At 47.0% G+C, this 20780-nt stretch carries 19 protein-coding genes; 11 read left to right on the top strand and 8 right to left on the bottom strand.

All coding sequences use genetic code 11. The features are described 5' to 3' along the window. Positions 1–29 precede the first annotated feature (29 nt). Positions 30–1892 (bottom strand): outer membrane protein assembly factor BamB family protein, encoded by a 1863-nt coding sequence (locus JT717_RS16295; protein WP_205511554.1) that lies wholly within the window; start codon positions 1890–1892, stop codon positions 30–32. Between the two features lie 196 nt (positions 1893–2088). Here JT717_RS16295 and JT717_RS16290 point away from each other — a divergent pair, with 196 nt between their 5' ends. Then, complete coding sequence (locus tag JT717_RS16290; RefSeq protein WP_240348150.1) at positions 2089–2454, top strand: winged helix-turn-helix domain-containing protein; 366 nt, start codon at positions 2089–2091, stop codon at positions 2452–2454. 227 nt (positions 2455–2681) lie between these two features. On the opposite strand, the gene JT717_RS16285 is transcribed toward JT717_RS16290, so the two are convergent. Genes JT717_RS16285 through JT717_RS16275 form a run of 3 tightly spaced genes read right to left on the bottom strand, consistent with a single transcriptional unit; the run spans position 2682 to position 6212 of the window. After that, the gene (locus tag JT717_RS16285) at positions 2682–3422 is read right to left on the bottom strand and encodes a GNAT family N-acetyltransferase (protein ID WP_205511553.1); all 741 of its coding nucleotides are present in this window, start codon (positions 3420–3422) and stop codon (positions 2682–2684) included. An 18-nt stretch (positions 3423–3440) separates the two neighbouring features. Further along, a complete protein-coding gene (locus JT717_RS16280) occupies positions 3441–4928 on the bottom strand; it encodes an NAD(P)H-hydrate dehydratase (RefSeq protein WP_205511552.1) in 1488 nt (495 codons plus the stop codon). A gap of 12 nt (positions 4929–4940) precedes the next feature. Next, positions 4941–6212 carry a serine hydrolase domain-containing protein gene (locus tag JT717_RS16275; RefSeq protein ID WP_205511551.1) on the bottom strand — a complete coding sequence of 424 codons (1272 nt, stop codon included), beginning with the start codon at positions 6210–6212 and terminating at the stop codon, positions 4941–4943. A gap of 166 nt (positions 6213–6378) precedes the next feature. Here JT717_RS16275 and serA point away from each other — a divergent pair, with 166 nt between their 5' ends. The 3 genes from serA to JT717_RS16260 all read left to right on the top strand — a co-directional run bounded on the left by serA (position 6379) and on the right by JT717_RS16260 (position 9034). Beyond that, a complete protein-coding gene (gene serA / locus JT717_RS16270) occupies positions 6379–7617 on the top strand; it encodes a phosphoglycerate dehydrogenase (protein WP_205511550.1) in 1239 nt (412 codons plus the stop codon). A 334-nt stretch (positions 7618–7951) separates the two neighbouring features. Beyond that, positions 7952–8356, top strand: coding sequence for a DoxX family protein (locus JT717_RS16265; protein WP_205511549.1), 405 nt, complete (start codon positions 7952–7954; stop codon positions 8354–8356). A gap of 177 nt (positions 8357–8533) precedes the next feature. Continuing rightward, the gene (locus JT717_RS16260; RefSeq protein ID WP_205511548.1) at positions 8534–9034 is read left to right on the top strand and encodes a DinB family protein; all 501 of its coding nucleotides are present in this window, start codon (positions 8534–8536) and stop codon (positions 9032–9034) included. 115 nt (positions 9035–9149) lie between these two features. Here the strand turns inward: JT717_RS16260 and JT717_RS16255 are convergent, their stop codons facing one another. Continuing rightward, positions 9150–11822, bottom strand: coding sequence for a DUF5916 domain-containing protein (locus JT717_RS16255; protein ID WP_205511547.1), 2673 nt, complete (start codon positions 11820–11822; stop codon positions 9150–9152). 334 nt (positions 11823–12156) lie between these two features. Here JT717_RS16255 and JT717_RS16250 point away from each other — a divergent pair, with 334 nt between their 5' ends. After that, positions 12157–13278, top strand: coding sequence for a Gfo/Idh/MocA family protein (locus JT717_RS16250; protein WP_205511546.1), 1122 nt, complete (start codon positions 12157–12159; stop codon positions 13276–13278). A gap of 51 nt (positions 13279–13329) precedes the next feature. Here the strand turns inward: JT717_RS16250 and JT717_RS16245 are convergent, their stop codons facing one another. Beyond that, positions 13330–13743: an SPW repeat domain-containing protein gene (locus JT717_RS16245; protein WP_205511545.1), complete on the bottom strand. Its 414-nt coding sequence runs from the start codon at positions 13741–13743 to the stop codon at positions 13330–13332. 217 nt (positions 13744–13960) lie between these two features. On the opposite strand from JT717_RS16245, the gene JT717_RS16240 reads away from it, so the two are divergent. The 4 genes from JT717_RS16240 to JT717_RS16225 all read left to right on the top strand — a co-directional run bounded on the left by JT717_RS16240 (position 13961) and on the right by JT717_RS16225 (position 16521). Then, a complete protein-coding gene (locus JT717_RS16240; RefSeq protein ID WP_205511544.1) occupies positions 13961–15001 on the top strand; it encodes a patatin-like phospholipase family protein in 1041 nt (346 codons plus the stop codon). Positions 15002–15074: 73 nt separating this feature from the next. Continuing rightward, positions 15075–15665 (top strand): TetR family transcriptional regulator, encoded by a 591-nt coding sequence (locus JT717_RS16235; RefSeq protein WP_205511543.1) that lies wholly within the window; start codon positions 15075–15077, stop codon positions 15663–15665. Positions 15666–15756: 91 nt separating this feature from the next. Then, positions 15757–16215 carry a hypothetical protein gene (locus JT717_RS16230; RefSeq protein ID WP_205511542.1) on the top strand — a complete coding sequence of 153 codons (459 nt, stop codon included), beginning with the start codon at positions 15757–15759 and terminating at the stop codon, positions 16213–16215. A 3-nt stretch (positions 16216–16218) separates the two neighbouring features. Beyond that, a complete protein-coding gene (locus tag JT717_RS16225; protein WP_205511541.1) occupies positions 16219–16521 on the top strand; it encodes a DUF3817 domain-containing protein in 303 nt (100 codons plus the stop codon). A 20-nt stretch (positions 16522–16541) separates the two neighbouring features. Here the strand turns inward: JT717_RS16225 and JT717_RS16220 are convergent, their stop codons facing one another. Continuing rightward, positions 16542–17540: a glycoside hydrolase family 43 protein gene (locus JT717_RS16220; RefSeq protein ID WP_205511540.1), complete on the bottom strand. Its 999-nt coding sequence runs from the start codon at positions 17538–17540 to the stop codon at positions 16542–16544. A 215-nt stretch (positions 17541–17755) separates the two neighbouring features. Between JT717_RS16220 and JT717_RS16215 the strand changes: the two genes are divergently transcribed. Further along, on the top strand, positions 17756–18694 hold the full coding sequence (locus tag JT717_RS16215; protein WP_205511539.1) for an NADP-dependent oxidoreductase: 939 nt from the start codon (positions 17756–17758) through the stop codon (positions 18692–18694). Between the two features lie 77 nt (positions 18695–18771). Beyond that, positions 18772–19617: an AraC family transcriptional regulator gene (locus tag JT717_RS16210; RefSeq protein ID WP_205511538.1), complete on the top strand. Its 846-nt coding sequence runs from the start codon at positions 18772–18774 to the stop codon at positions 19615–19617. 66 nt (positions 19618–19683) lie between these two features. Here JT717_RS16210 and JT717_RS16205 read toward each other — a convergent pair whose 3' ends face one another. Next, positions 19684–20745, bottom strand: a complete 1062-nt coding sequence (locus tag JT717_RS16205) for an acyltransferase family protein (protein ID WP_205511537.1) — start codon at positions 20743–20745, stop codon at positions 19684–19686. Positions 20746–20780 lie beyond the last annotated feature (35 nt).

Genomic DNA, 20780 nt, shown 5'->3' with positions numbered 1-20780 from the left:
CCTTTTAACAAGAAAATTATTGTTAATGCTTATTTGCTTACGTTCAGGTTGTAACCCTGTACAAATTTGTCTTTTATAACTACATACAGTTTGTTCTCCGCTTCATCAACAATATAAGCGGGGTCTTTATCGCCGAATGGAATTTTAACCAGGTCCTTACCCGAATCTTTATCAACTTTTACCAGTCCATTGATGCCGCTGTCTTCAAATTTGGTCAGAATATAAATGGCATCTTTGGTTGCCCTGGTAGCGTTGTGGCGTTCCCGCGCCATAGCGAACAAGGCATCGGCGCCGGCGCCTGAAGCGGCTGCTGATTTATAGGTTGAAGTGCTTTCATCTACATATCCTTCGATATGGTTGGCAATCGGTTTGCCATTGGCGTCTACCTGGTTGCGGAAGCGTACAGACTGCACCGTTTTCATACCCGAATAGGCAGTGGCGGCAATGGCTGCACCTTTCATCAGGGCGCGTACGCCTTTGCTCAATCCCGCTTCTCGGTAGTTGTGGTTGAAGACTACTTTGCCTTCGAAATCAACCATGGCAGTATTTTGTAAGGAGCTGATGAAATAACCGTTCCTTCTGGTCTCGATGGTGGCCAGTTCGCGGTCTTCATCGTAATCCTTTAAGGGAAGAGCTTCTGTTAATACGGTCATAGTGCCATCTGCCAGGCTGAATGAATTCAGTTTGTCGTCTGAATACACCAGCAGCCGGTTCTTTTCATTGTCAAAACCAAAAGCCGGGCGTTTGCGGATCTTGATATCTCTTTTCCACAGCTCTTTTCCTTTTTCATATTCTACCAGGTTAGCCCTTGATTCAGTAAAATACAGGATGCCTTTTTCGGTAGGTTCAATGATAACGGCGGGGCTGCTCAATTCAAACTTCCATACTTTTTTACCTTCATGATTGATCAGGTAAAATTTGGTTTCTTTTTCTGTATTGTTAATGGCCAGGATACCGTGGGCGGTTAAGCGGATATCATTGATGTTGTCGAGGCCGCTTTCTTTTTTCCAGCGCAGCTGACCGGTCTCCGCATCGATGATGTTCACGCCTTCTGAATGTTTCAGGATATAGCTTTTTTCATCGTAAGGGGCCAGACCGTTACATTTTCCATTCAGCTTTAACAGTTTTTCGCCATAAGCGCTGGTGCCATTGTCGGTCTTCAGCAGGTCGATGCGGTTCTCATATGAAACAAATACACTCGATTGGTCATAGGTGAGCAGGGCGTCTTCGATCTTCTCTTTGAATTCTTTTTTCCATACTTCGCTGCCGTCATTGCCGTTCAAACAAACGACGGTTTCTTTATCTACGATCACCAGGTTACCGTTCTTATCAACCATTGGAGGTACGGTAAAAATGCTTCTTGTATTTAAAAGCGCTTTCAGCCCTGTTTTAGCAGCGCCTACGTCTTTTGACCATCTTTCTTTTCCGGTGGAGAAATCGAGCAGGGCGATAAAGCTGCGCTTGTTCCGGGTGCCTTCAATAAGCAATGCGCCCATCCGGTATAAAGGTCTTTTACCGGAGATCTTCATTTCTGCTTCTGTGCTGTTAAAGACGATCTTTCCGGTTTCCGCTTCAATGATACTGGTTTGTGGTTTTCCCAGGCCGAGCGATTTGGCCGTTTCAATCATAAAATAGGGGGTGCCGGCAATGTTCTCGAATTTGTTCTCTTCGGCGCTTCCAAGCTCTTTGATCTCCCAGGTGATCTTTTTCGTTTTAGGATCGATCCCTGCCAGACTAAGATCGGTTGCAGCTACCAGCGAGCCGGTATTGGTTTGCTGCATCCATTTAATTTTTGTGATGGTGTTCCCTAACTGAAACTCAAACTCAGGTTGCACCTGGGCAAAGGATAGGGTAGAAAGGCATACAAATAGGGCCGTACAAATGGACTTCATATTGATGTTGGTTTGTGTGCGATGGGATTCCTGTGAATAATTGCCAAAATATTATTAATTGTACCAGGCATGGTAATGTGCAGGATGCTATTTTAACCAGCGCGGATTGTTGTTTTAATCAGGGCCTTCGTAAAAATACGTTTGGCCGCGCGATGGGGTGGTTTTGACTGTCTTTCGAATTATTTATTATTGCAGCATGAAAAAACAAATGCGCGACCTGTTAAAGAAGGGCGATTTCCGGGTAAATGGCAGTATCTGGGTAGAAGGTAAGGGAACCCGGTTTTTTGGTCCGGGCCCGGTAGAGTTGCTGCAGCTGATCCAGGAAACAGGCTCCATTAACCAGGCCGCCCGCAAAATGGGTATGTCGTATAAAAAGGCCTGGGAGATCGTGAGCCGGCTGAATGAGATCATGGACAGTCCCATGGTCATTACAGCCACTGGTGGCGAAAAAGGCGGCGGTTCCACCATTTCCGAAGAAGCCAAACAAATGATCGCCTGGTATCAGTCCTTACGCGATAAGTTCCGCAGGTTCATGGAGCAGGAGACGGAGAAGCTGCAGTAGCGCAATTTGCTAATGTGCTAATGTGCTAATGGGAAGGCAGGTGAATGGGCAATGGCAATTTGCTAATGTGCTAATGTGCTGATGTGCTGATGTGCTAATGGGCAGTTTGCAATTGGCAGTTCGCAGTTCGCTGCGCTCAAACTTTATCCTTCATCAAATTATTACCTAATAATCACTCAATAACTGAATAACTCATCAACTAAGAACTTTGAACTGTACTTTGAACTTTAAACTGTGAAGTGTAATTGCCAAAAAGAAATAACCCTTCTCGTAACAAATCCCAGGTATTCATATAATCGAATGGCGCGTTCATTGGTTTGCAAGACGTGCAGGAAAGGGGTGTTGCCCTGTTCAAGATTGGTCTTACATAAATGAACGATCAATTGTTGCGCATACCCCCGGCCTGTAAAGGCAGGATCCGTACAAATAGCGCTTATTTCCGTTAACTGTTCCAGTCGCATGCGTTCACCAGCTATTGCTACCAGCTGATCATTTTGCCAGATGCCAGCATAATTCCCCAGCTGGTAAGTCTCCGGTTCATAATACCCCGGTTGTACTTTGTTAATGAGGCGGAACATTTCTTCTTTATGAATGGCGCTCAGCTTCGATATGTTCACAATCATTTCAATATCCGGTAAAGGTTTTTGCAGGATCATTTGGGCGCAGGGTAATTCTTTCAGCAACTGAATGCCGCGCGGCAGCGGTGGCAGCTCGCCGATCAGGTAAAATATTTCGCCGGGTTCAAGCCACTCAGCCAGTGTAATAAGGTTTTCTGTTCTTGCCTTCTCAAGGGCGGTAAAAGGTAAAATGCGCCGTTGGTATCTTTTAACGCCTTTATCGCCGATCGAAAAGGATTGCTGCCTGCTGTTCAGGGCCCACCAGGCCGGGTTATCCAGTTTGTGAAAAAGATCACTGTTATGCATACCGCAAGATAAGGCCGGAACGCTTAACGCAAACCTGTATTTCATTATCACATTATCACATTATCACATTGACTGAAACGCCTGTCCCAGGAAATCGATGAGGTCAGAAGCGATGAGAGAAGGCTGGGAGCTATAGGCGGCGGCCAGGTCGCCCGCATGGCCATGCAGATAAACGCCTATAATAGCCGCATGCAGGGGTGCATAACGCTGCGCCAGCAGTCCGGTCAGTATGCCGGTAAGCACATCGCCGGTTCCGCCGGTGGCCATACCCGGATTGCCTGAGCTGTTAAAATAGCCCTTGCCATCAGGCGAAGCAATAAACGTATACCGGCCTTTCAGCACCAGGTATACATTATAGGTAGCAGCTTTTTGCAGGGCCAGCTGAATGCGGTCATAATCGTTGTCGGTTTTGCCGAATAACCGTTCAAACTCTTTGGGGTGGGGTGTAAGTATGGAACCGGCCGGGATCTTGTTCAGCAGGTCTTTTTCGCGGCCAATGGTATTCAAAGCATCGGCATCGATGACCATGGGCCGGCGGTTCTGCGCAAAAAGCGAATATAAAAGTGCGACGTTCCTGGCATCCGTGCCTAGGCCGGGCCCGATCCCGATGGTGTCGTACTTGTCCATTTCCTGAACGGGCGCTTCGTTTTCAGCGGTTTTGCACATGGCTTCCGGCACCGATACCTGCATAATAATGTAACCAGTGGCCGGTATATGGCAGGTGAGTTTGCCTACGCCGCTGCGCAAACAGGCCCGGGCGCATAATACGGCGGCGCCCATCATGCCATAGCTGCCGCTCACCAGGGCGGCATGGCCAAAGTCGCCTTTGTGCGCAAAAGCCTGGCGAGGTTGCAGCAGGCGGCTGACCATTGGCTGATCGACCAGCTCAAAGGGAGCATGCTGGGTGCTTAAAAAAGCGGGGTGGAGGCCAATATCCAGGATATGCAGCTGCCCGACGGCGGCAGCATTTTCCGGCATCAGGAATGCCGGTTTAAAGCATTGAAAGCTAAGGGTGTGCCGCGCCTTAACGACAATATTATTCCGGCTGCTGTGGTCTACGAACAGTCCACTAGGTATATCAATGGCAATGATTTCATTACCACTGTTATTTATATGTTCGATCAGGTGGGCGGTGAGTCCATCAGTTGGCCGGTTGATGCCGGAGCCCAGCAAGGCATCGATCACCAGGTCTTCTGCGGGAACGGGATACAAAGTTTCTTCTGATGAAATGAAACGGATAACGGCGGTGGTATCGTGCAATCGGGCCAGGTTGATCTGGAAATCAACGGTGCCTTTGTGGCCAAATTCGAGGATATAAACGCTTACGGCATGATTGCTCTGGGCGAGCAGCCGGGCGATCACGAGGCCGTCGCCGCCATTATTGCCTTTTCCGCAGAAAATGGAGAATGACCGGCCTTTATAATGGTGCTGCATCAGCCATTCGTAACAGGCCGTGGCAGCACGCTCCATGAGGTCAACAGATGCTATTGGTTCATGGCGGATGGTGTATTCGTCCCAGGCTCTAATTTGTTCGGTAGCAAAAATTTGCATCCGGAAATTTAATTACTTTCTGGCAGTTGAGCGGCGGGTGCTGCTTTTCTTTTTTGCGGGTGATTTTGATGAACGTTTAGGTCTTTCGGCCCGGGCCACCTGGGTAGGCTCATCGTCGGCGTAGCGGTGATGTTGCTGCATATAATCGCCAAAGATATCGGCCAGTTCCTTCACCTTGTACACGTAGCGGCAATCATTGTTACAAAGGGCAATGATCACGGCATCTTCATCCACCATCCGGTAAAAGGAAGTGCGGTTGCCATGCCACCAGCCATTATGGTAAATAAGCCTTTTGCCATTCTTCAACAGGTACATCCGCCAGCCCAGTCCGTAATTATGGGTGCCGGGCTTTTCAAAGCTATAGCCTGCATAAGCCTGGTCGAGGGTGGCTTTTTTGAAGTAGTTCTCCTTTTGCAGGGCCTGGTGCCATTTCAAGAGGTCGCGCACCGTACTGTAAACGTTTTTGTCGCCATACACGGCATCGAGAAATTCAAAGCGGTATTCGCGGTTGCTGTAGTAGAAGGAAGGCATATAGCGGGCAGAATCGGCCAGGGTGAATACGTAAGTGTCTTTCATGCCCAGCGGATCGAAAAAGGTCTTTTTCAAATAATCTTTGAAAGGCAAACCACTTACTTTTTCAACAATAAGCGCCAGCAGCGCATAATTGGTATTGCTATAACTGAAGCCGCGGTTCGGCTGTGCGATAGGTATTTTCTTGTAGTTGGCGATAAGGAAATCCAATACATCCTGGTTGGAGATCATCTTGCGTTTATCCCAACCCATTTCACCCATGTAATGATCGTATTTGGGAATACCGCTGCGATGATTCAGCAATGTGCGGATGGTAACGCCTTCCAGCGGGAAACCTGCCAGGTATTTTGAAACGGGATCTTCAATATTCAGTTTGCCTTCTTCCCATAACCGCAAGGTGGCCATGCCGGTAAAGGTCTTTGAAACAGAAGCCAGGTGAAAGGGAGTGGAAGGCGTGATGGAGTCTTTCTTCGTGCGGGGATCAACAAAGCCGGTATATTCTTCAAATACGATCTGTCCGTTCTTGGCCACCAGCACACTGCCATTGAACCGGGTTCTGCCGAGGGTGGAATCAAGATGGCTATCAACCATTCGTTTGTAGTAGCTGATCTCCTCGGGCGTTAACGGAACGGCAGCAGGTAAAGATGCAGTATCGCCTGCGTTCATTGGGCCAGAGGTCACTTTCTTATTGTTGACGCGCGCACAACTCTCCAATGCCAGTAGTATAAGCAATAACCTGACTATGTTTTTCACCAGGACAATCTAATTTTGGGTTACCGTAATTTGCGAAAATATGTAAAACCGATCAGTTACAGGCCCATGTATGCATTTTTCATGCCTAACTTTCTGCAACTATGAACTATATTTGCAATCTTTTAACTAAGGTACCGTAAATAACGTAAAAGCAGTAGGATTCATTATGACCGACAAACAAATTACGAGTTATCCCAAGGAAAAGATAAATATTCTTCTACTTGAGAACATCAGTGACACGGCTGTAAAATTCTTTAAAGACAATGGCTACACATCCGTTAAGAAAATAACGGGGGCGTTAAGTGAAGAAGACCTGATCAGGGAAGTGAAAGACGTGCATTTGCTGGGTATCCGATCCAAAACGCAAATAACGCCGCGTGTACTGGATGCTGCTAAGAAACTGCAGGCTATTGGCTGTTTTTGTATTGGTGTAAACCAGGTTGATCTTAAATATGCTAAACAACAGGGTGTTGCGGTGTTCAATGCGCCGTATTCCAATACCCGTTCGGTAGCAGAGCTGGTAATTGGCCTGTCTATTTTGTTGATCCGACGCATTGTTGACAAGAACAAAGCGGCGCATGAAGGGGTATGGTTAAAAGATGCCAAAGGCAGTTATGAGCTGCGTGGTAAAACGCTGGGCATAATTGGTTATGGTAATATTGGTACACAGGTAAGCGTATTGGCCGAAGCGCTGGGCATGCACGTGATCTTTTACGATACGGTCACCAAGCTGCCTTTAGGCAATGCCGTGGCAAAGAAATCATTGAAAGACCTGGTAAGCCAGGCTGATATCATTACGCTGCATGTGCCTGAAACGGCCAGCACTAAAAACCTGATCAATAAGAACGTGATCAAGAACTTCAAGAAAGGTTCTATTCTCATAAATTACGCCCGTGGCGAAGTTGTTGACCTGGAAGCGCTGGCAAAGGCATTACAGGAAGGACAAATAAGCGGTGCTGCCATAGACGTATATCCCTGGGAACCTGAAAAGAATGGCGACAAATTCACTACCCCATTACAGGGCTTGCAAAACGTTATTCTTACCCCGCATATTGGCGGTTCAACAGAAGAAGCGCAACAGAACATTGGTGAAGATGTGAGTAATAAGCTGTTCCAGTATCTTGAAATGGGTGTGAGCATTGGTTCGCATACCGTGCCACCGTTAAGCCTGCCGCCCCAGGAAGGTACGCATCGTATTTTACATGTGCACCGCAATGTGCCGGGGGTGCTGTCTGCGATCAATACCACTTTGTCGAATAACAAGATCAATATCCTGGGCCAGTACCTCAAAACAAATGATGAGATCGGGTATGTAGTGCTTGACCTCGATCGTAAGATCTCGAATACAGCGGTGCAGTTGTTGAAAGAAGTGAAGGATACTATTAAGGTGAGATTGTTGTACTAATAAGATATAATCAGTAATGAGAAGCGGATCGTTCTGTAAAGGGCGATCCGTTTTTTTGTGTTGTTACCGGTTACCGGTTTCCAGTCACCGGGCAAAAAATTGGGAGAACCCGGTTAGTTGCAGAGTGATCGAAATTCAAAGTTGGTAACGGATACCCGGTAACCGGTAACTGTTCGTGTCGCAAAACACCCCATGATTGTCCGTAACACACCCCGTTGAACCTGATGATTGCATTTATTTTTGTTTCAACAAACGGGGCCGGTAAATACAAGCAGGATCACTGGCCCGTCAAATAAAAACAAAAACAATTATCAAATCTATTAAACTGTTTTTTATGAAAAAGACCAACATTTTCTACTGGGTGTTTACCGGATTGTTCGCTTTCCTGATGCTGGGTTCTGCTATTCCAGATATCATGAGTCATCCCGTTGCTATTCAGGGCATGCATGTGGAGCTGGGCTACCCGAAATTTTTTGTACCCTTTATTGGGGTAGCTAAATTATTAGGCGTGATCGCCATCCTGGTACCTGGTTTTCCCCGTATTAAAGAATGGGCCTATGCCGGTTTGTTCTTCGATCTTATAGGCGCCACTTTTTCCATCTTGGCCATTGGTAAACCCGACTGGATGTTTATGTCATTGCCTTTGGCGCTGGCCACCGCTTCTTATGTTTTCTATCATAAAAGAAGGAAGTTAAAAGAAGACCGGATATATAGTCAACAGGCTGTTGTTGCATTTTAAGTTCAAAGTTCACAGTTCATAGTTCAAAGTCTAAAGTTCATAGTTCCTTAGTTAATTAGTTATTAAGTTGTTTAGTTCAGGTTACACCTGGGAGCTAAATAACTTAATAACTTTTCCCGGTTTATAGGTAAATTAGATGTCAGTTTATCTCTATACCAAACCATTAATTACAGAACCATGAATCAAACAAGTTTTGGCAAAACCTACCTCAAAGAGCTGGAAGCAGAAGTAACGGCTACCCGCAAATGCCTCGAGCGCATACCGGTTGAACTGTATCATTATAAACCTCACGAAAAATCAATGGAACTGGGCTACCTGAGCATCCTGGTGGCGGAGATGCCCAACTGGATCAGGACCATGATCGAAGAACCAGACATTGACCTGGCCACCGGTCAATTGTTCAAACCGGCTACGGCGGCTGACCTGGTAAAGCGATTTGATGAGAACATAGAAGGCGCCAAAAACGCATTGGCCAATGTGTCGGACGAAGCCCTGCAGCAACCTTTTTCTTTGAAAAGGAGCGGACAGGTCCTGTATACTGCTCCTAAACTCGGCCAGATCGGATCAACCCTGAATCATTGGGTGCATCACCGCGGACAACTGACCGTATACATGCGACTGAATGATATTGCGGTTCCTTCGATCTACGGACCTTCGGCAGATGAACGCCTGTGGTAAACAATTTCTGATTTTTGATTTCGTGATTTCTCGATTTACTCCCAAATCCTGAAATCAGAAATCTCAAAATCCCGAAATCAGAAATCTCTAAATCAGAAATCCCGAAATCAGAAATCTATTTAAGAAAACGGTAGGTCCACTTGACCAGAAAGATGTTCCTGGCCGCCTGGTTGTCAAATGCGTTCCGGAATAAACTTTTCGGAATGGCTACATCATTGTACAGATCGGCCGAGGCATCAGGTGTATTGCTTTGCGACCATACCAGGTATAACTCAGAGCCCGGTTTATATTCCCAGCGCATCACAAAGTTCGACCGGAACTGTACAAAATTGAAATCCGGTTTACTGAAACTATAATCAACGATCCCATCCTTTTGCTCATCCACCTGGTACCGTCCATTCATCTCCGTGACCTCCCCATTGGTAAAGCCATGAAAGCGGTCATTATATTCCCTGGCCATCGGGGCCTTTACATATGCAAAATGATCGTAGAGCGGACGCGTAATATATGGTTGTCCATAATATTGCAGCGTGAGATCGGGCGTTATATTATAGCTCAGCCGGCCCGTAAAACGTAAAGTGTGTTGCTTTACTTCGCCTACGATTGTCCGGATGGTATTGCCATAAGATACATTGCTTACGAACTGATCCTGCCGCCGCCAGTTATAGATATAATTCGCGGCCAGACTGATCCGCATGGCGTCGATGGGTTGATAATAGACGGTGAGCTCGATATCGTTATTTTTAATGGTATTCTGAAATCCCCAGAAATTATCCATGTTGAGGTTCACATATACTTTCTTACGGTAATCGCTGGTCGTCCAGAAATTATGGGAGATGCCGGCTGGCCGGCGCATGGCTGATGAACCGCGCAACGCATTGTTCGAAATTTCAAAAGGGTTCCAGGTAGATCCCGTTCCTACCTGCCAGTTGTTTTGAAAAGTAGCGCTGGTATTGAAGTTAAATGCCTGGTAAATGAACTTACCGCTATAATCCCACCTCGACCAATGGTTATAATTTAAAAACGCATTGCGGAAGAAGAGGAACGATTTCTGAAAATGATATCCGGCCCAAGCAAAATGATTGATCTCATTGGCGGTTAGCATAAAGCCGATATCATTCAATTCCAGTTCCGGCGAACGCAGGGTAACCCCGGTCTCGAATTTAAACACCTGGCCCAGCCGGCCCGATCTGCCGCCGTTTTTACCAAACCGGAAAGTGCCACCGGTTCCGGTGAGGGCCGTGCGGTTGGTGTCAATCGATACTTCACCGGCATTTGTTCTTTGGAACAGGTGTTCAAAAGCTCTTTGGGTATTGAGTATGGCGGTTTTAGTTCCCTGTACCTGGCTGATGATCGCATTTCCGCGAATATACCAGATGCGGTTCTTCCAGGTATGAAAAAAGTCAATGCCCCCGGAATAAGCATTGCGATGCAAAAGGTTATCCAATCCATTGCCGCGGTTAACGGCCGTAAAGATGCCGCCGATAATGGTTTTGCCGCCATTGATGTCTTTCTGCAATCGCCCTACAAAATAACTGGTAAGCGGTTCCACCAGTTCCTCTCTTTTTTCACCATTGTTATCGATCGTGGCCATTTCCCTTTCGGTAATGCTTTCCAAAATGCCTATGCTCCAGCCTTTCCGGGTCTTGCCGCTGAACTTGGCCGCGCCCAGGATGGTATTGTTCAAAGGCATTTTCAGGTATTCATGACTGTTTAAGGTGGGGGAGGCATGGGGTGCGCTGCCGATGCGCCGCGAATAAAAAAGCAGGTCTGAATCATAGTCGCCGCCGGCTACCGAGCCGGTTAGCTGGTAGTCAAAAATATTGCGGCTTTCCATAAAGAAAGGGCGGCGCTCTTCAAAGAAATTCTGGAAGCCATCGATGCGTACCTGCGAGGGATCGGCTTCTACCTGGCCGAAATCGGGGTTTACGGTAAAATCGAGAATAAGATCATTGGTAACGGCGAACTTGCCATCGAGACCGCCGGTCAATTTGGTATCAAAGCCTTTGGCAAAAGGGTTGCCATTTACCTTTTTGTATTTATCGGCCTGAATGGTTACATAGGGCGCTATTTCAACCTGGCGGTGCAGGGGAATATTCTTCAATCCTTTTAATTCCCCAAACCGGCTCACCCAAACGCCGGAGTTCTGGGGAATATATTGCCAGCATGACATTTCATCTCTGCGGAAAATCCGGCGGGTAACCTGGATGCCCCAGGTCTTATCAACTTCATTGCCATAACGGAGCTGGCTGAACGGGATCTTTACTTCGGCTGTCCAGCCGGTTTCATCGATATGGGTCCTGGCAAACCAGATGGGGTTCCAGTTAACATCCCAGTTGTCGCCGTTGTTTGATACAAATTCATCACCGCGTACGCCCGAGACCGATAGGGTGAACGAGAAAGCCGTGCGCAGGTCGTGGTAGCTGTCGATATTTATTTCCACCCAATCACCCGGGAACTGGTCGCGGCGTTCCATGCGTTTTATAATTGAATCGGGGTATTGATCTATACAATGATAAGCTACGTAAAGAAATTTTTCATCATACAATATTTTGAACCGGGTGGGCTGGGCCGGCGCTTTACCTTCATTGGGTTTCCATTGTGTAAAGTCTCCGGTCCAGGGAACGGCATTCCAGCTTTCTTCATTGGGAATACCATCTAGTGTAATGGCGCCTTGCAGATGTTGGGTATAATAGGATCTTTTTACAACCGTTGTATCGGCGGGTTTACTCATGGCGGTTGTAGTGGATGCAAGTACCAGCAATACCAGCAAAAAGCAGCGGTTCATAGCTCAATGGTACTGATTCTATATATGCTTTTCTAGTTAAAGTATAACAGCGGTAGTGGGGGAGATTTGGATGGCGGAACAATTCTTGCTGTGACCGAAGGGAATAGCCGTTCGACATAGTTGATGAAAAAGGAGCATTTCAGGGATGAGCGGAAAATGCCGCCCGCACGAACGATCCAAAACCGCGCTCAATGGTAAATGATCATCAGCTTTTAAAAGATCCCGGCAGGTTAATGGCTTTCAGGTATGGCATAGCTTCACGCCGGGTTAAATGAACGGTGCCCTGGCTTGCCAGTAACTAATTGTTATTTAAATTTAATCAAAATTGGCAATTATGAATTCCCGTCGAAACTTTCTGCAAAAACTGGCCGCTTCGGTGGCTGCATTTCCTCTTTTGTCTGTTGAAACATTAGCAAGTATTGAACAAACCGGATCACTGGTACAGGATGGGCCGCCGCTGCGGGTAGCTATCATGGGCTTGGGAAGTTATGGTACCCGGGTGGCAGAGGCGATGAAGGACTGCAAACGGGCGCGCTTAACCGGGGTGGTTAGCGGTACACCCGCCAAGATCACCAGTTGGCAGTCGAAATACAATATTCCCGCAAAGAATTGTTATAATTACGAAAATTTCGATCGCATAAAAGACAACCCCGATATAGATGCCGTGTATGTGATAACACCCAATGCCCTGCACCGCGAGCATGCGATCAGGGCAGCCAAAGCGGGAAAACATGTTATTTGTGAAAAGCCAATGGCCCTGAATGCAAAGGAAGGGCAGGAGATGGTGGATGCCTGTAAAAAAGCGAATGTAAAATTACTAGTTGGCTACAGAATGCATTTTGAGCCAAAGACCCTGGAGATCGTGCGCATGCGCAAAGAAGGTGAATTGGGGAAGATCCTGTTCTTCCAGGGATTGAGCGGTTTTGCCATCGGTGATCCCGGGCAGTGGCGGTTGACAAAAGAACTGGCCGGCGGCGGTGCGTTGATGGATATAGGTATTTATTCCATTAATGGTGCGCGTTATATGGTTGGCGAGGAACCGGTTTGGGTAACGGCGCAGGAGACCAAGACCGATCCGCAAAAGTTCAAACCGGGGGTGGATGAGACCATCCAGTTCCAACTGGGTTTTCCCGGCGGGGCAGTGGCTTCCTGTTTGTCTACCTATAGTATGAACAATCTCGACCGCTTTTTCCTGAATGGCAGCAAGGGCTTTGCCGAGTTGCAACCTGCTACCGGCTACGGCCCCATCAAGGGACGAACCAATAAAGGCGAATTGACGCAACCGCATATGACGCATCAAACGATACAAATGGATGAGATGGCGGCTATCATTATGGATGGCAAACAGGCGGTCGTTCCGGTCGACGGTGAGGAAGGCCTGCGTGATCTGAAGATCATTGATGCCATTTACAAGGCGGTGGCCACCGGCAAAAAAGTGGAATTGAAATTATTGTAGAAAGATTATAACGAGCCCCGGTCTTTTTTAACCGGGGCTTGTCATTTCGTGTTAATGAACCGCAGTTCGCCGCATGTTATTATCGCCACTGATATTTCTTTCCCCCGGCGTACGTCTTTCGCCAGGTTCCCGTTTCGAGATGAACACGATCAGCAGCCCGATACATCCCAGTATTACATGTGGTTCCCAAATGTAATCGTTGAAGCCGAAGAGCCAGGGGGATGCTATCAGGAAAAGGCTCACGAGCGTATCCAGCAATAAATGCCGGCGCATGGGTATCATGCGGGCCTGGCTTAACTCGTATCTTGTCATGAGGCTGTAGATGATCGTGGTGATGCCCAGGATGGGAGGAATAAAAGTACTTGCATCATCCCGGGCAAAATTAAAGATCCAGGGGGCTGCAATCAGCAGCGTACCCATAATATAGTCGATGTATCCGTGGATCCTTGTGCTCAGTAAGTTCATATCCTTAGGTTTAGTGTACGATACAAACTTCAGAAGTTATGCCAGCTGATTTATCGCAGGCCATGGGCCGCTCTGGTTGGGGAGTGTAGAGTAAAGGCAGTTATTTAGGGAGATTTATTTACACTGGTGCGGGATCAGCGCCAATGTTAAAACCTTGAAACACCCCCAACTTTTCATCAACGGCTTACGTATCTTGTAGCTCAAACATTTCGCCCTGATGAAAAAGATTGTCTTGTTTTCTGTTTCATTACTTGTCGTTGCTACGGGTTATGCCCAGGCTCCGCGCTACCGCAACCTGGTTATGGAAGGCGGGGGTGTGAAGGGTTTTGCCTATGCCGGCGCTTTACAGGTGCTCGACAGCATGGGTATTCTGAAAGACATTCAGCGGGTAGGGGGTACTTCCGTAGGCGCCATACAGGGCGCGCTGCTGGCTGTTGGTTATACCTCGGGGGAGATCATAGAGCTAACGGCGAATATTCCTTTAAAAAAGTTCAATGATGGCGGCTGGATGCTGGCTGGTGGCATCAGGCGTTTGCGCAAGCAATTCGGCTGGTATAAAGGCGAGAAGATAGCAGAATGGATAGCGAACCTGCTTGCTGCCAAAACGGGTAACGGTGATATTACTTTTGGTGAACTGCATGCCCAAAGCGCTGAAAAGGGATATAAAGACCTGTATATAACGGGTACGGACCTTACCTACCAGATGCTGCGGGTATTTTCGCATGAAAATTACCCGCATATGCGCATCTGTGATGCGGTTCGGATTTCCTTATCTATTCCACTGTACTACCAGGCTGTGCTGATGGATGACAGTGGCAGGGTTTATAAGAGACCAAAAGAAGGAAAATTATTACATGTAATGGTAGATGGTGGTGTGCTGAGCAATTACCCGATCGCTTTATTTGATTCCACCAAATACATACATGAACATGGTTCCCCGCCAAATGCCTGGATGGAAAATCGTGAAACCCTGGGGCTGTTGATGGAAATGCCCGAACAAATTCAGTACAATGCCCAACGGCCGGGCGTTTACCCCTTTGAAATTTATACGATGGGCGATTATTTAAAAGCATTGTACCACACCCTCATCGATAAGGCGAATCCCGAAGTTACACATCCCAACAGTTTGCGCCGCACCATTGCCATTAACAATATGAACCTTTCCGGCAGGGTGCGCAGGTTGCCAAAGGAAACTATAACGGCCCTGGTAGAGAGTGGGCGGGAAGGAGCAAGGCGCTTTTTTGCCGCAGCACCCTGAGGGCGGCAGGAACATTTGTATAAATAAGCAGTTCTGGTTTACTTTGTTAAAAAATACGGGTTAGTATCTATTTATGAAAAAAGCCGAGGCAACAAGAATGGGTATTTTACAAAAGGCTTTTGAACTGATCTACGTAAAAGGCTATCAAACGACGAGCATCGATGATATTCTGGCAACCACACAGGTCACCAAAGGCGCATTTTACTATCATTTCAGGAATAAAGATGAAATGGGTATCGCCATTATCAACGAATTGCTGAAACCCGGTTTTGCAGCTGCTTTCATTGAACCCCTTCATACCGAAGGCGATCCCGTAAAGATCATTTATGATATGATGTATGCTATTTTGATGAAGAATGAATTGCTGAAAGTTGAGTATGGGTGCCCGGCAGCCAATTTCACCCAGGAAATGGCGCCCTGGCATAGTGATTTCACCAGGGTATTGAACGAGTTGTCGCAGGAATGGAAGAACGCGATTATCCACTGCATCAGGAAAGGAAAAAAAGCCGGACGCATTCGCGCAGATGTAAAAAGCGAACAGGTGGCCGTTTTCATTATGTCGGGCTACTGGGGTATACGAAATATGGGTAAATTGAACAACAGCAGATCTGTTTATCTCATCTATTTAAAGCAGCTGAAAGATTACCTGCACACCCTGCAATAATTTTTTTCTCAATAAACATACTAGTTAGTATGTTTTTGCATTAGCTTTGTCCCGTCTTTATTTAAAACTACTAAAGCGGGTTAGCCTGGTTATGTATCAGTTCCTTATTTATTTGCATTCGTATGTACGCTGGTTCGTGCTGATCAGTTTACTCATTGCGGTATGGAAAGCGTATAGCGGATATTTTTTCAATAGAAAATTTACCAAAGCCGATAATGCGCTGCGTCACTGGACCGCTACTATTGCGCATATACAGTTAATGGCAGGAATGGTTTTGTACTTTCAAAGTCCGTTGATACAATATTTTCATCAGCATGGAAATAGTGCCATGGAAAATACCGACTATATGTTCTTTGGCGCGATACACAGTAGCCTGATGCTGGTGGCGATCATTATTATCACGGTGGGATCGGCGTTGACGAAAAGAAAGCCGGCAGATAAGAAAAAGTTCAGGACCATGCTCTTATGGTATTCGCTAGCCCTGATCCTGATCTTTATAGCCATTCCCTGGCCTTTCTCTCCATTTGCTAACAGACCTTTTATCAGATAGTCTATGCAATCATTATTTAAAACAAGAATAGGACGCCTGCGTTTACTGGGATTCCTGGAAGGCATTTCCCTGCTCTTACTGGTATTTATAGCCGTGCCGCTAAAATATGCAGCGGGCGATCCCGCTTTTACAAAATTGCTTGGGCCCATTCATGGCGCCTTGTTCGTGCTTTTTATATTCAATACATTGAGCGTAGGCGTTGAGCAAAAATGGGCCTTTACAAAGATCACCTGGAAAGTGATACTTGCCTGCTGTATTCCTTTCGGCACCTTTTATATCGACCGGAAGATCCTGAGTAAGGTGTAAGGTGTCACTAACAGCATCGATCACTTTAGCTTTTTCGGCGATACACCTTCAAAGGTTATTTTCACCGGTTTGATGAATCCCTTTTCATCAAACTCCATTTTATCGATGCAGGTCACCCGGTGGTTGCCATCCGTTTCGCCCAGGGGTCGACGGTGGTAAACAATATACCAATCATTACTGCCCGGAAATTGAAGCACCGAATGGTGGCCTGCCCCTGTTGCCACGGCCGCATCCTGTTGCAATACGGTGCCTATTCGTTCAAAGGGGCCAAATGGCGAATCGCCGATCGCATAGGCTACCCGGTAGTCGGGGCCCGTCCAGCCGCCTTCACTCCACATAAAATAGTACTTGTTATTGCGAATGAACATGATCGGTCCTTCCACATAACCTTTCGGTGTGATCTCGCGGAAACTGTTCCCATCTTCGAACGGAATAAAGCCGGTAAAATCGTCCTTCAATTTGGTGATATTGCAATGGCCCCAGCCGCCATAGATCATGTAGTACTGCCCGTCTTTATCGCGGAATACAAACTGATCGATCGGCTGCGCCTTGTTTACGATCTTATCGAGTAAGGGTTTGCCGAGATAATCTTTGAACGGGCCTTCCGGCTTATCGGCAACGGCCACGCCAATGCCACCGGGTTGCTGTTCGTTCTGAATATCGTTGGCAGAGAAAAACAGAAAGTACCGGCCGTCCTTCTGCACAATGGCCGGCGCCCACATGGCCCGTTTTGCCCATTTAATGGCTGCCGTATCAACAATGCGTTCGTGTTTTGTCCAGTGCACGAGGTCTTTGGAAGAAAATGCATCCAGGAACACCTGTTGATTATAAGGCGCGGAATAAGTAGGGTAGATCCAGTATTGCTTGTTGAAAATAGCTCCTTCCGGATCGGCATACCAGCCCGGAAAAACGGGATTGCCCGATGTCTTTTTCTTGGCCGCTGTTGGCTGCGCATTTAAGCTTGAATAACTGCTGATGACAATAGTAAAAAGTAAGCAGGTATATAGCGATTTTTTCATGTTCAGTGATCGTTCGGTTGAAGTTACAGGATAATTTATTTGCCGGCAGGGCTAAAATTGTTTTGCAGCAAGAACCATAATGCAGATATGGGTGTCATTAGATAGAACATTTGCTGCAAACCTCTTTTCTTACTCATTTATCCATTATTTCTACCGTTAAAAGCCTTTCATAAGGAGGATTTTTGTGGGGTAAACAAACAATGAATAAACACATTATGAAAGCAATAATTCTAAATGAATTTGGCGGCACTGATCAATTGATCCATACGGAACTTCCTGTGCCGTCCATCAAAGACGATGAAGTGCTGGTGAAAGTAGTAGCTATCAGCATTAACCCGGTGGATGTGAAAACGAGAACCGGCAAAGGGATATCTGGCCGCATCAAAGAAAGGCCGCTGATCCTGGGTTGGGACATCTCTGGGATAGTTACTGCAACCGGTAAGGCGGTAAGCAGCTTCAAAACCGGCGACGAGGTATTTGGCATGGTCAATTTCCCGGGTCATGGGAAAGCCTATGCAGAATATTTAGCAGCGCCTGCGGCGCAGCTGGCGCTGAAGCCGGCAACGATCACCCATCAGCAGGCTGCAGCCACTACCCTGGCAGCGCTTACTGCCTGGCAGGTCCTGTTCCAGCAGGCTTCTTTGCAGCAAGGGCAGCGCGTGTTGATACATGCTGCCGCCGGGGGCGTAGGCCATTTTGCCGTGCAGCTTGCCCGCCAGGCCGGCGCCTATGTGATAGGTACCGCTTCTGCTGCCAATAAAGATTTCCTGATGGAGCTGGGCGCCAACGAACATATCGACTATAAAAGCCAGCGCTTTGAGGAAGTCGTGAGCTATGTTGATCTCGTGCTGGATGCGGTAGGCGGCGAACTGATCCCCCGCTCGCTGGCAGTACTAAAACCCAATGGTAAACTGATAAGCATTCCAACCACCATTGCGCCGGATCTTGTACAACAGGCTGCCGCCCGTAATATAGATGCTTTCTTTTACCTGGTTCAATCAAACGGAAAAGACATGGAGCGGTTGGCCGCCTTGCTTAACGAAGGGGCGCTGCGTCCCTATGTAAATCACTATGATTTCTCCCAGATGGATATGGCGCATCAGCAGCAGGCAACTGGCAGTACAAGAGGCAAAATCGTATTGACCATTGCGTAATGACCGGATGGATCAATGAAAAAGATTAGGTAATTTGGCAGGCATTGACTGCCGATTCAAACCGAAAATAAGTGCGTATGCATATCGAAAACTCCACCAATCCGTTTTTTGTCAGTCGCGAAGAAGTAACAGTATGGACCCGCCGGCCGCATAAACACAATTTCTTCGAACTGGTGTTTATCGAGGCTGGCAGCGGCCTTCAATGTATCAATCAAAACAAGGTCCCTTATACGACCGGAAATATATTCTTATTACCTCCTTACGACTGTCACAGCTTTACGATCGGGGATCCGACGGTCTTCATCTTTATCCGCTTTAATTCCCTTTTTTTTCGGAAAGACAGGCTGCATATGATGGATTATACGGAATGGTTCCAGAACCTGCATTATATCCTGAGCAGCTATAATCGCCAGCCGGGCGATATCATTAATAATTCGTCTGACAAGACCATGCTGGTAAACCTCATCATGGGTATTTATGGAGAATATGTCAATAAAGGTGAGCAGTCCGAATCAATCATCCGTGCGCATATGTTCACCTTGCTGAATATCGTGATGCGCAATTTTGAGCAGAGCTTCCGCTATGGCAATAGAAATTTTGACAGGCAGGCCAATGATATTATACAATATGTGCAATACAACCTGTTCGATAATGAAAAACTAAGGGTCGAATCCATCGCCGGGGAATTTCATCTTTCGCCCAAATATGTGGGTGAATATTTTAAAAAGAAGACGGGCGAGAGCCTGAAAGAATATATTCTGCGGTCGAGGGTGAATGTGGCCAAAAGCCGGCTGGAAAATTCCGAGCAGACGGCCAAGGAGATTGCCATTGAGCTTGGGTTCACGGATGCCAGCCACATGTCGAAAGTGATCAGGAAATATGATCCTCCGCATAGCAGTTGTGACTCAACAGCGCTTGCCTGAGCAGAAGGTTACATCTACTTATTGCAAAGAAATAAACAGGGCGCTGCTTACATAGGGCGCCTTGTTTTATCTGCTCAACCACTTACGTACAGGATCATCTATATATTTCATGACCAGGTAAGCTACCAGCAACAATAAGCCGGTGCCAATGATAATGATCCATGTCACGGTACCGATAGCGGGTTTGTACTTTTCTATATAGCTGAAAAAGATCCAGATAAATGGATAATGGACCATATAAAGCGGGTAGGAGATCTTTCCTGAAACGCGGCAGATGGCATGGGTCGTTTTTTGTGTTATTGCGCCTGCGCCGAGCATCACCATCAGGGGAAAATACAAGATCACCACGAGCGGGTCTGCGATCCAGCTCCATGTTTTGGAAAAGGGAAACAAGAAGGCCGGCAACAGCAACAGGCTGATGGCAATAAAACCCAGCTTTGACCGGATGATCCACCGTGAACGATAGATCAGGATCCCCGCCAGGAAGGAGAAGCTAACCCTGATGGCGCCTCCTTTGATATTATCACCGCCCCATCCAACGCTTAGATGGCCCGATCGCCAGGATTCATACACCAGGGCGCCGGCAGCCAGCACCGTTAAAACCCAAAGCAGTTTCTTCGGCAGTCGCAGAAGCAAAATGGCGTATAATATATTAGCGATGTACTCCCAGAACAATGACCAGGTGGGTGGATTGAGGTGAAAAAGATTAAGATATCTTTCCTTCACTACCGCGAAAGGGATCATCAGGCAGGAACAGATAAAGATCAGCCATGTTTTATCTGCATAGCTTTGGTGCAAATTGCTGAACGGATCAAACAAAAAGGTCAATAAACCGAGGATAGAACCAATGATCACGAGGGGATGCAGGCGGATCAGTCTTCGCTTGAGAAAGCCGGTAATGCCAATGGCAGCCATTTTATCGTCATAGGCATAGGCAATCACAAATCCTGATAAGCAGAAGAAAAAATCAACTGCCAGGTAAGCATGCGCAATGAAGTTTTTCTCAGGATCAGGTATGGCAATTTCCATGAAGTGAAAGATCACTACTGCAATCGCCGCTACCCCTCTTAATCCATCCAAGGTCTCAAAATGTGGTTTGTTTGGCAGGGAAGTAAACGGGTGTTTCATTTCAGGGGCAATATTCCTGTATCAGCTTTATTAAA

It is taken from the genome of Longitalea arenae, assembly GCF_016924755.1.
Lineage (GTDB): Bacteria > Bacteroidota > Bacteroidia > Chitinophagales > Chitinophagaceae > Niastella > Niastella arenae.
The sequence above is the reverse complement of the archived record's forward strand: the minus strand, read 5'-3'. Positions and strand labels throughout refer to the sequence as shown.

Coding starts and splice junctions, on each gene's coding strand:
- JT717_RS16295 (WP_205511554.1), bottom strand. CDS start 1,892: ATGAAGTCCATTTGTACGGCCCTATTTGTATGCCTTTCTACCCTATCC.
- JT717_RS16290 (WP_240348150.1), top strand. CDS start 2,089: ATGAAAAAACAAATGCGCGACCTGTTAAAGAAGGGCGATTTCCGGGTA.
- JT717_RS16285 (WP_205511553.1), bottom strand. CDS start 3,422: ATGAAATACAGGTTTGCGTTAAGCGTTCCGGCCTTATCTTGCGGTATG.
- JT717_RS16280 (WP_205511552.1), bottom strand. CDS start 4,928: ATGCAAATTTTTGCTACCGAACAAATTAGAGCCTGGGACGAATACACC.
- serA (WP_205511550.1), top strand. CDS start 6,379: ATGACCGACAAACAAATTACGAGTTATCCCAAGGAAAAGATAAATATT.
- JT717_RS16265 (WP_205511549.1), top strand. CDS start 7,952: ATGAAAAAGACCAACATTTTCTACTGGGTGTTTACCGGATTGTTCGCT.
- JT717_RS16260 (WP_205511548.1), top strand. CDS start 8,534: ATGAATCAAACAAGTTTTGGCAAAACCTACCTCAAAGAGCTGGAAGCA.
- JT717_RS16255 (WP_205511547.1), bottom strand. CDS start 11,822: ATGAACCGCTGCTTTTTGCTGGTATTGCTGGTACTTGCATCCACTACA.
- JT717_RS16250 (WP_205511546.1), top strand. CDS start 12,157: ATGAATTCCCGTCGAAACTTTCTGCAAAAACTGGCCGCTTCGGTGGCT.
- JT717_RS16245 (WP_205511545.1), bottom strand. CDS start 13,743: ATGAACTTACTGAGCACAAGGATCCACGGATACATCGACTATATTATG.
- JT717_RS16240 (WP_205511544.1), top strand. CDS start 13,961: ATGAAAAAGATTGTCTTGTTTTCTGTTTCATTACTTGTCGTTGCTACG.
- JT717_RS16235 (WP_205511543.1), top strand. CDS start 15,075: ATGAAAAAAGCCGAGGCAACAAGAATGGGTATTTTACAAAAGGCTTTT.
- JT717_RS16230 (WP_205511542.1), top strand. CDS start 15,757: ATGTATCAGTTCCTTATTTATTTGCATTCGTATGTACGCTGGTTCGTG.
- JT717_RS16225 (WP_205511541.1), top strand. CDS start 16,219: ATGCAATCATTATTTAAAACAAGAATAGGACGCCTGCGTTTACTGGGA.
- JT717_RS16220 (WP_205511540.1), bottom strand. CDS start 17,540: ATGAAAAAATCGCTATATACCTGCTTACTTTTTACTATTGTCATCAGC.
- JT717_RS16215 (WP_205511539.1), top strand. CDS start 17,756: ATGAAAGCAATAATTCTAAATGAATTTGGCGGCACTGATCAATTGATC.
- JT717_RS16210 (WP_205511538.1), top strand. CDS start 18,772: ATGCATATCGAAAACTCCACCAATCCGTTTTTTGTCAGTCGCGAAGAA.
- JT717_RS16205 (WP_205511537.1), bottom strand. CDS start 20,745: ATGAAACACCCGTTTACTTCCCTGCCAAACAAACCACATTTTGAGACC.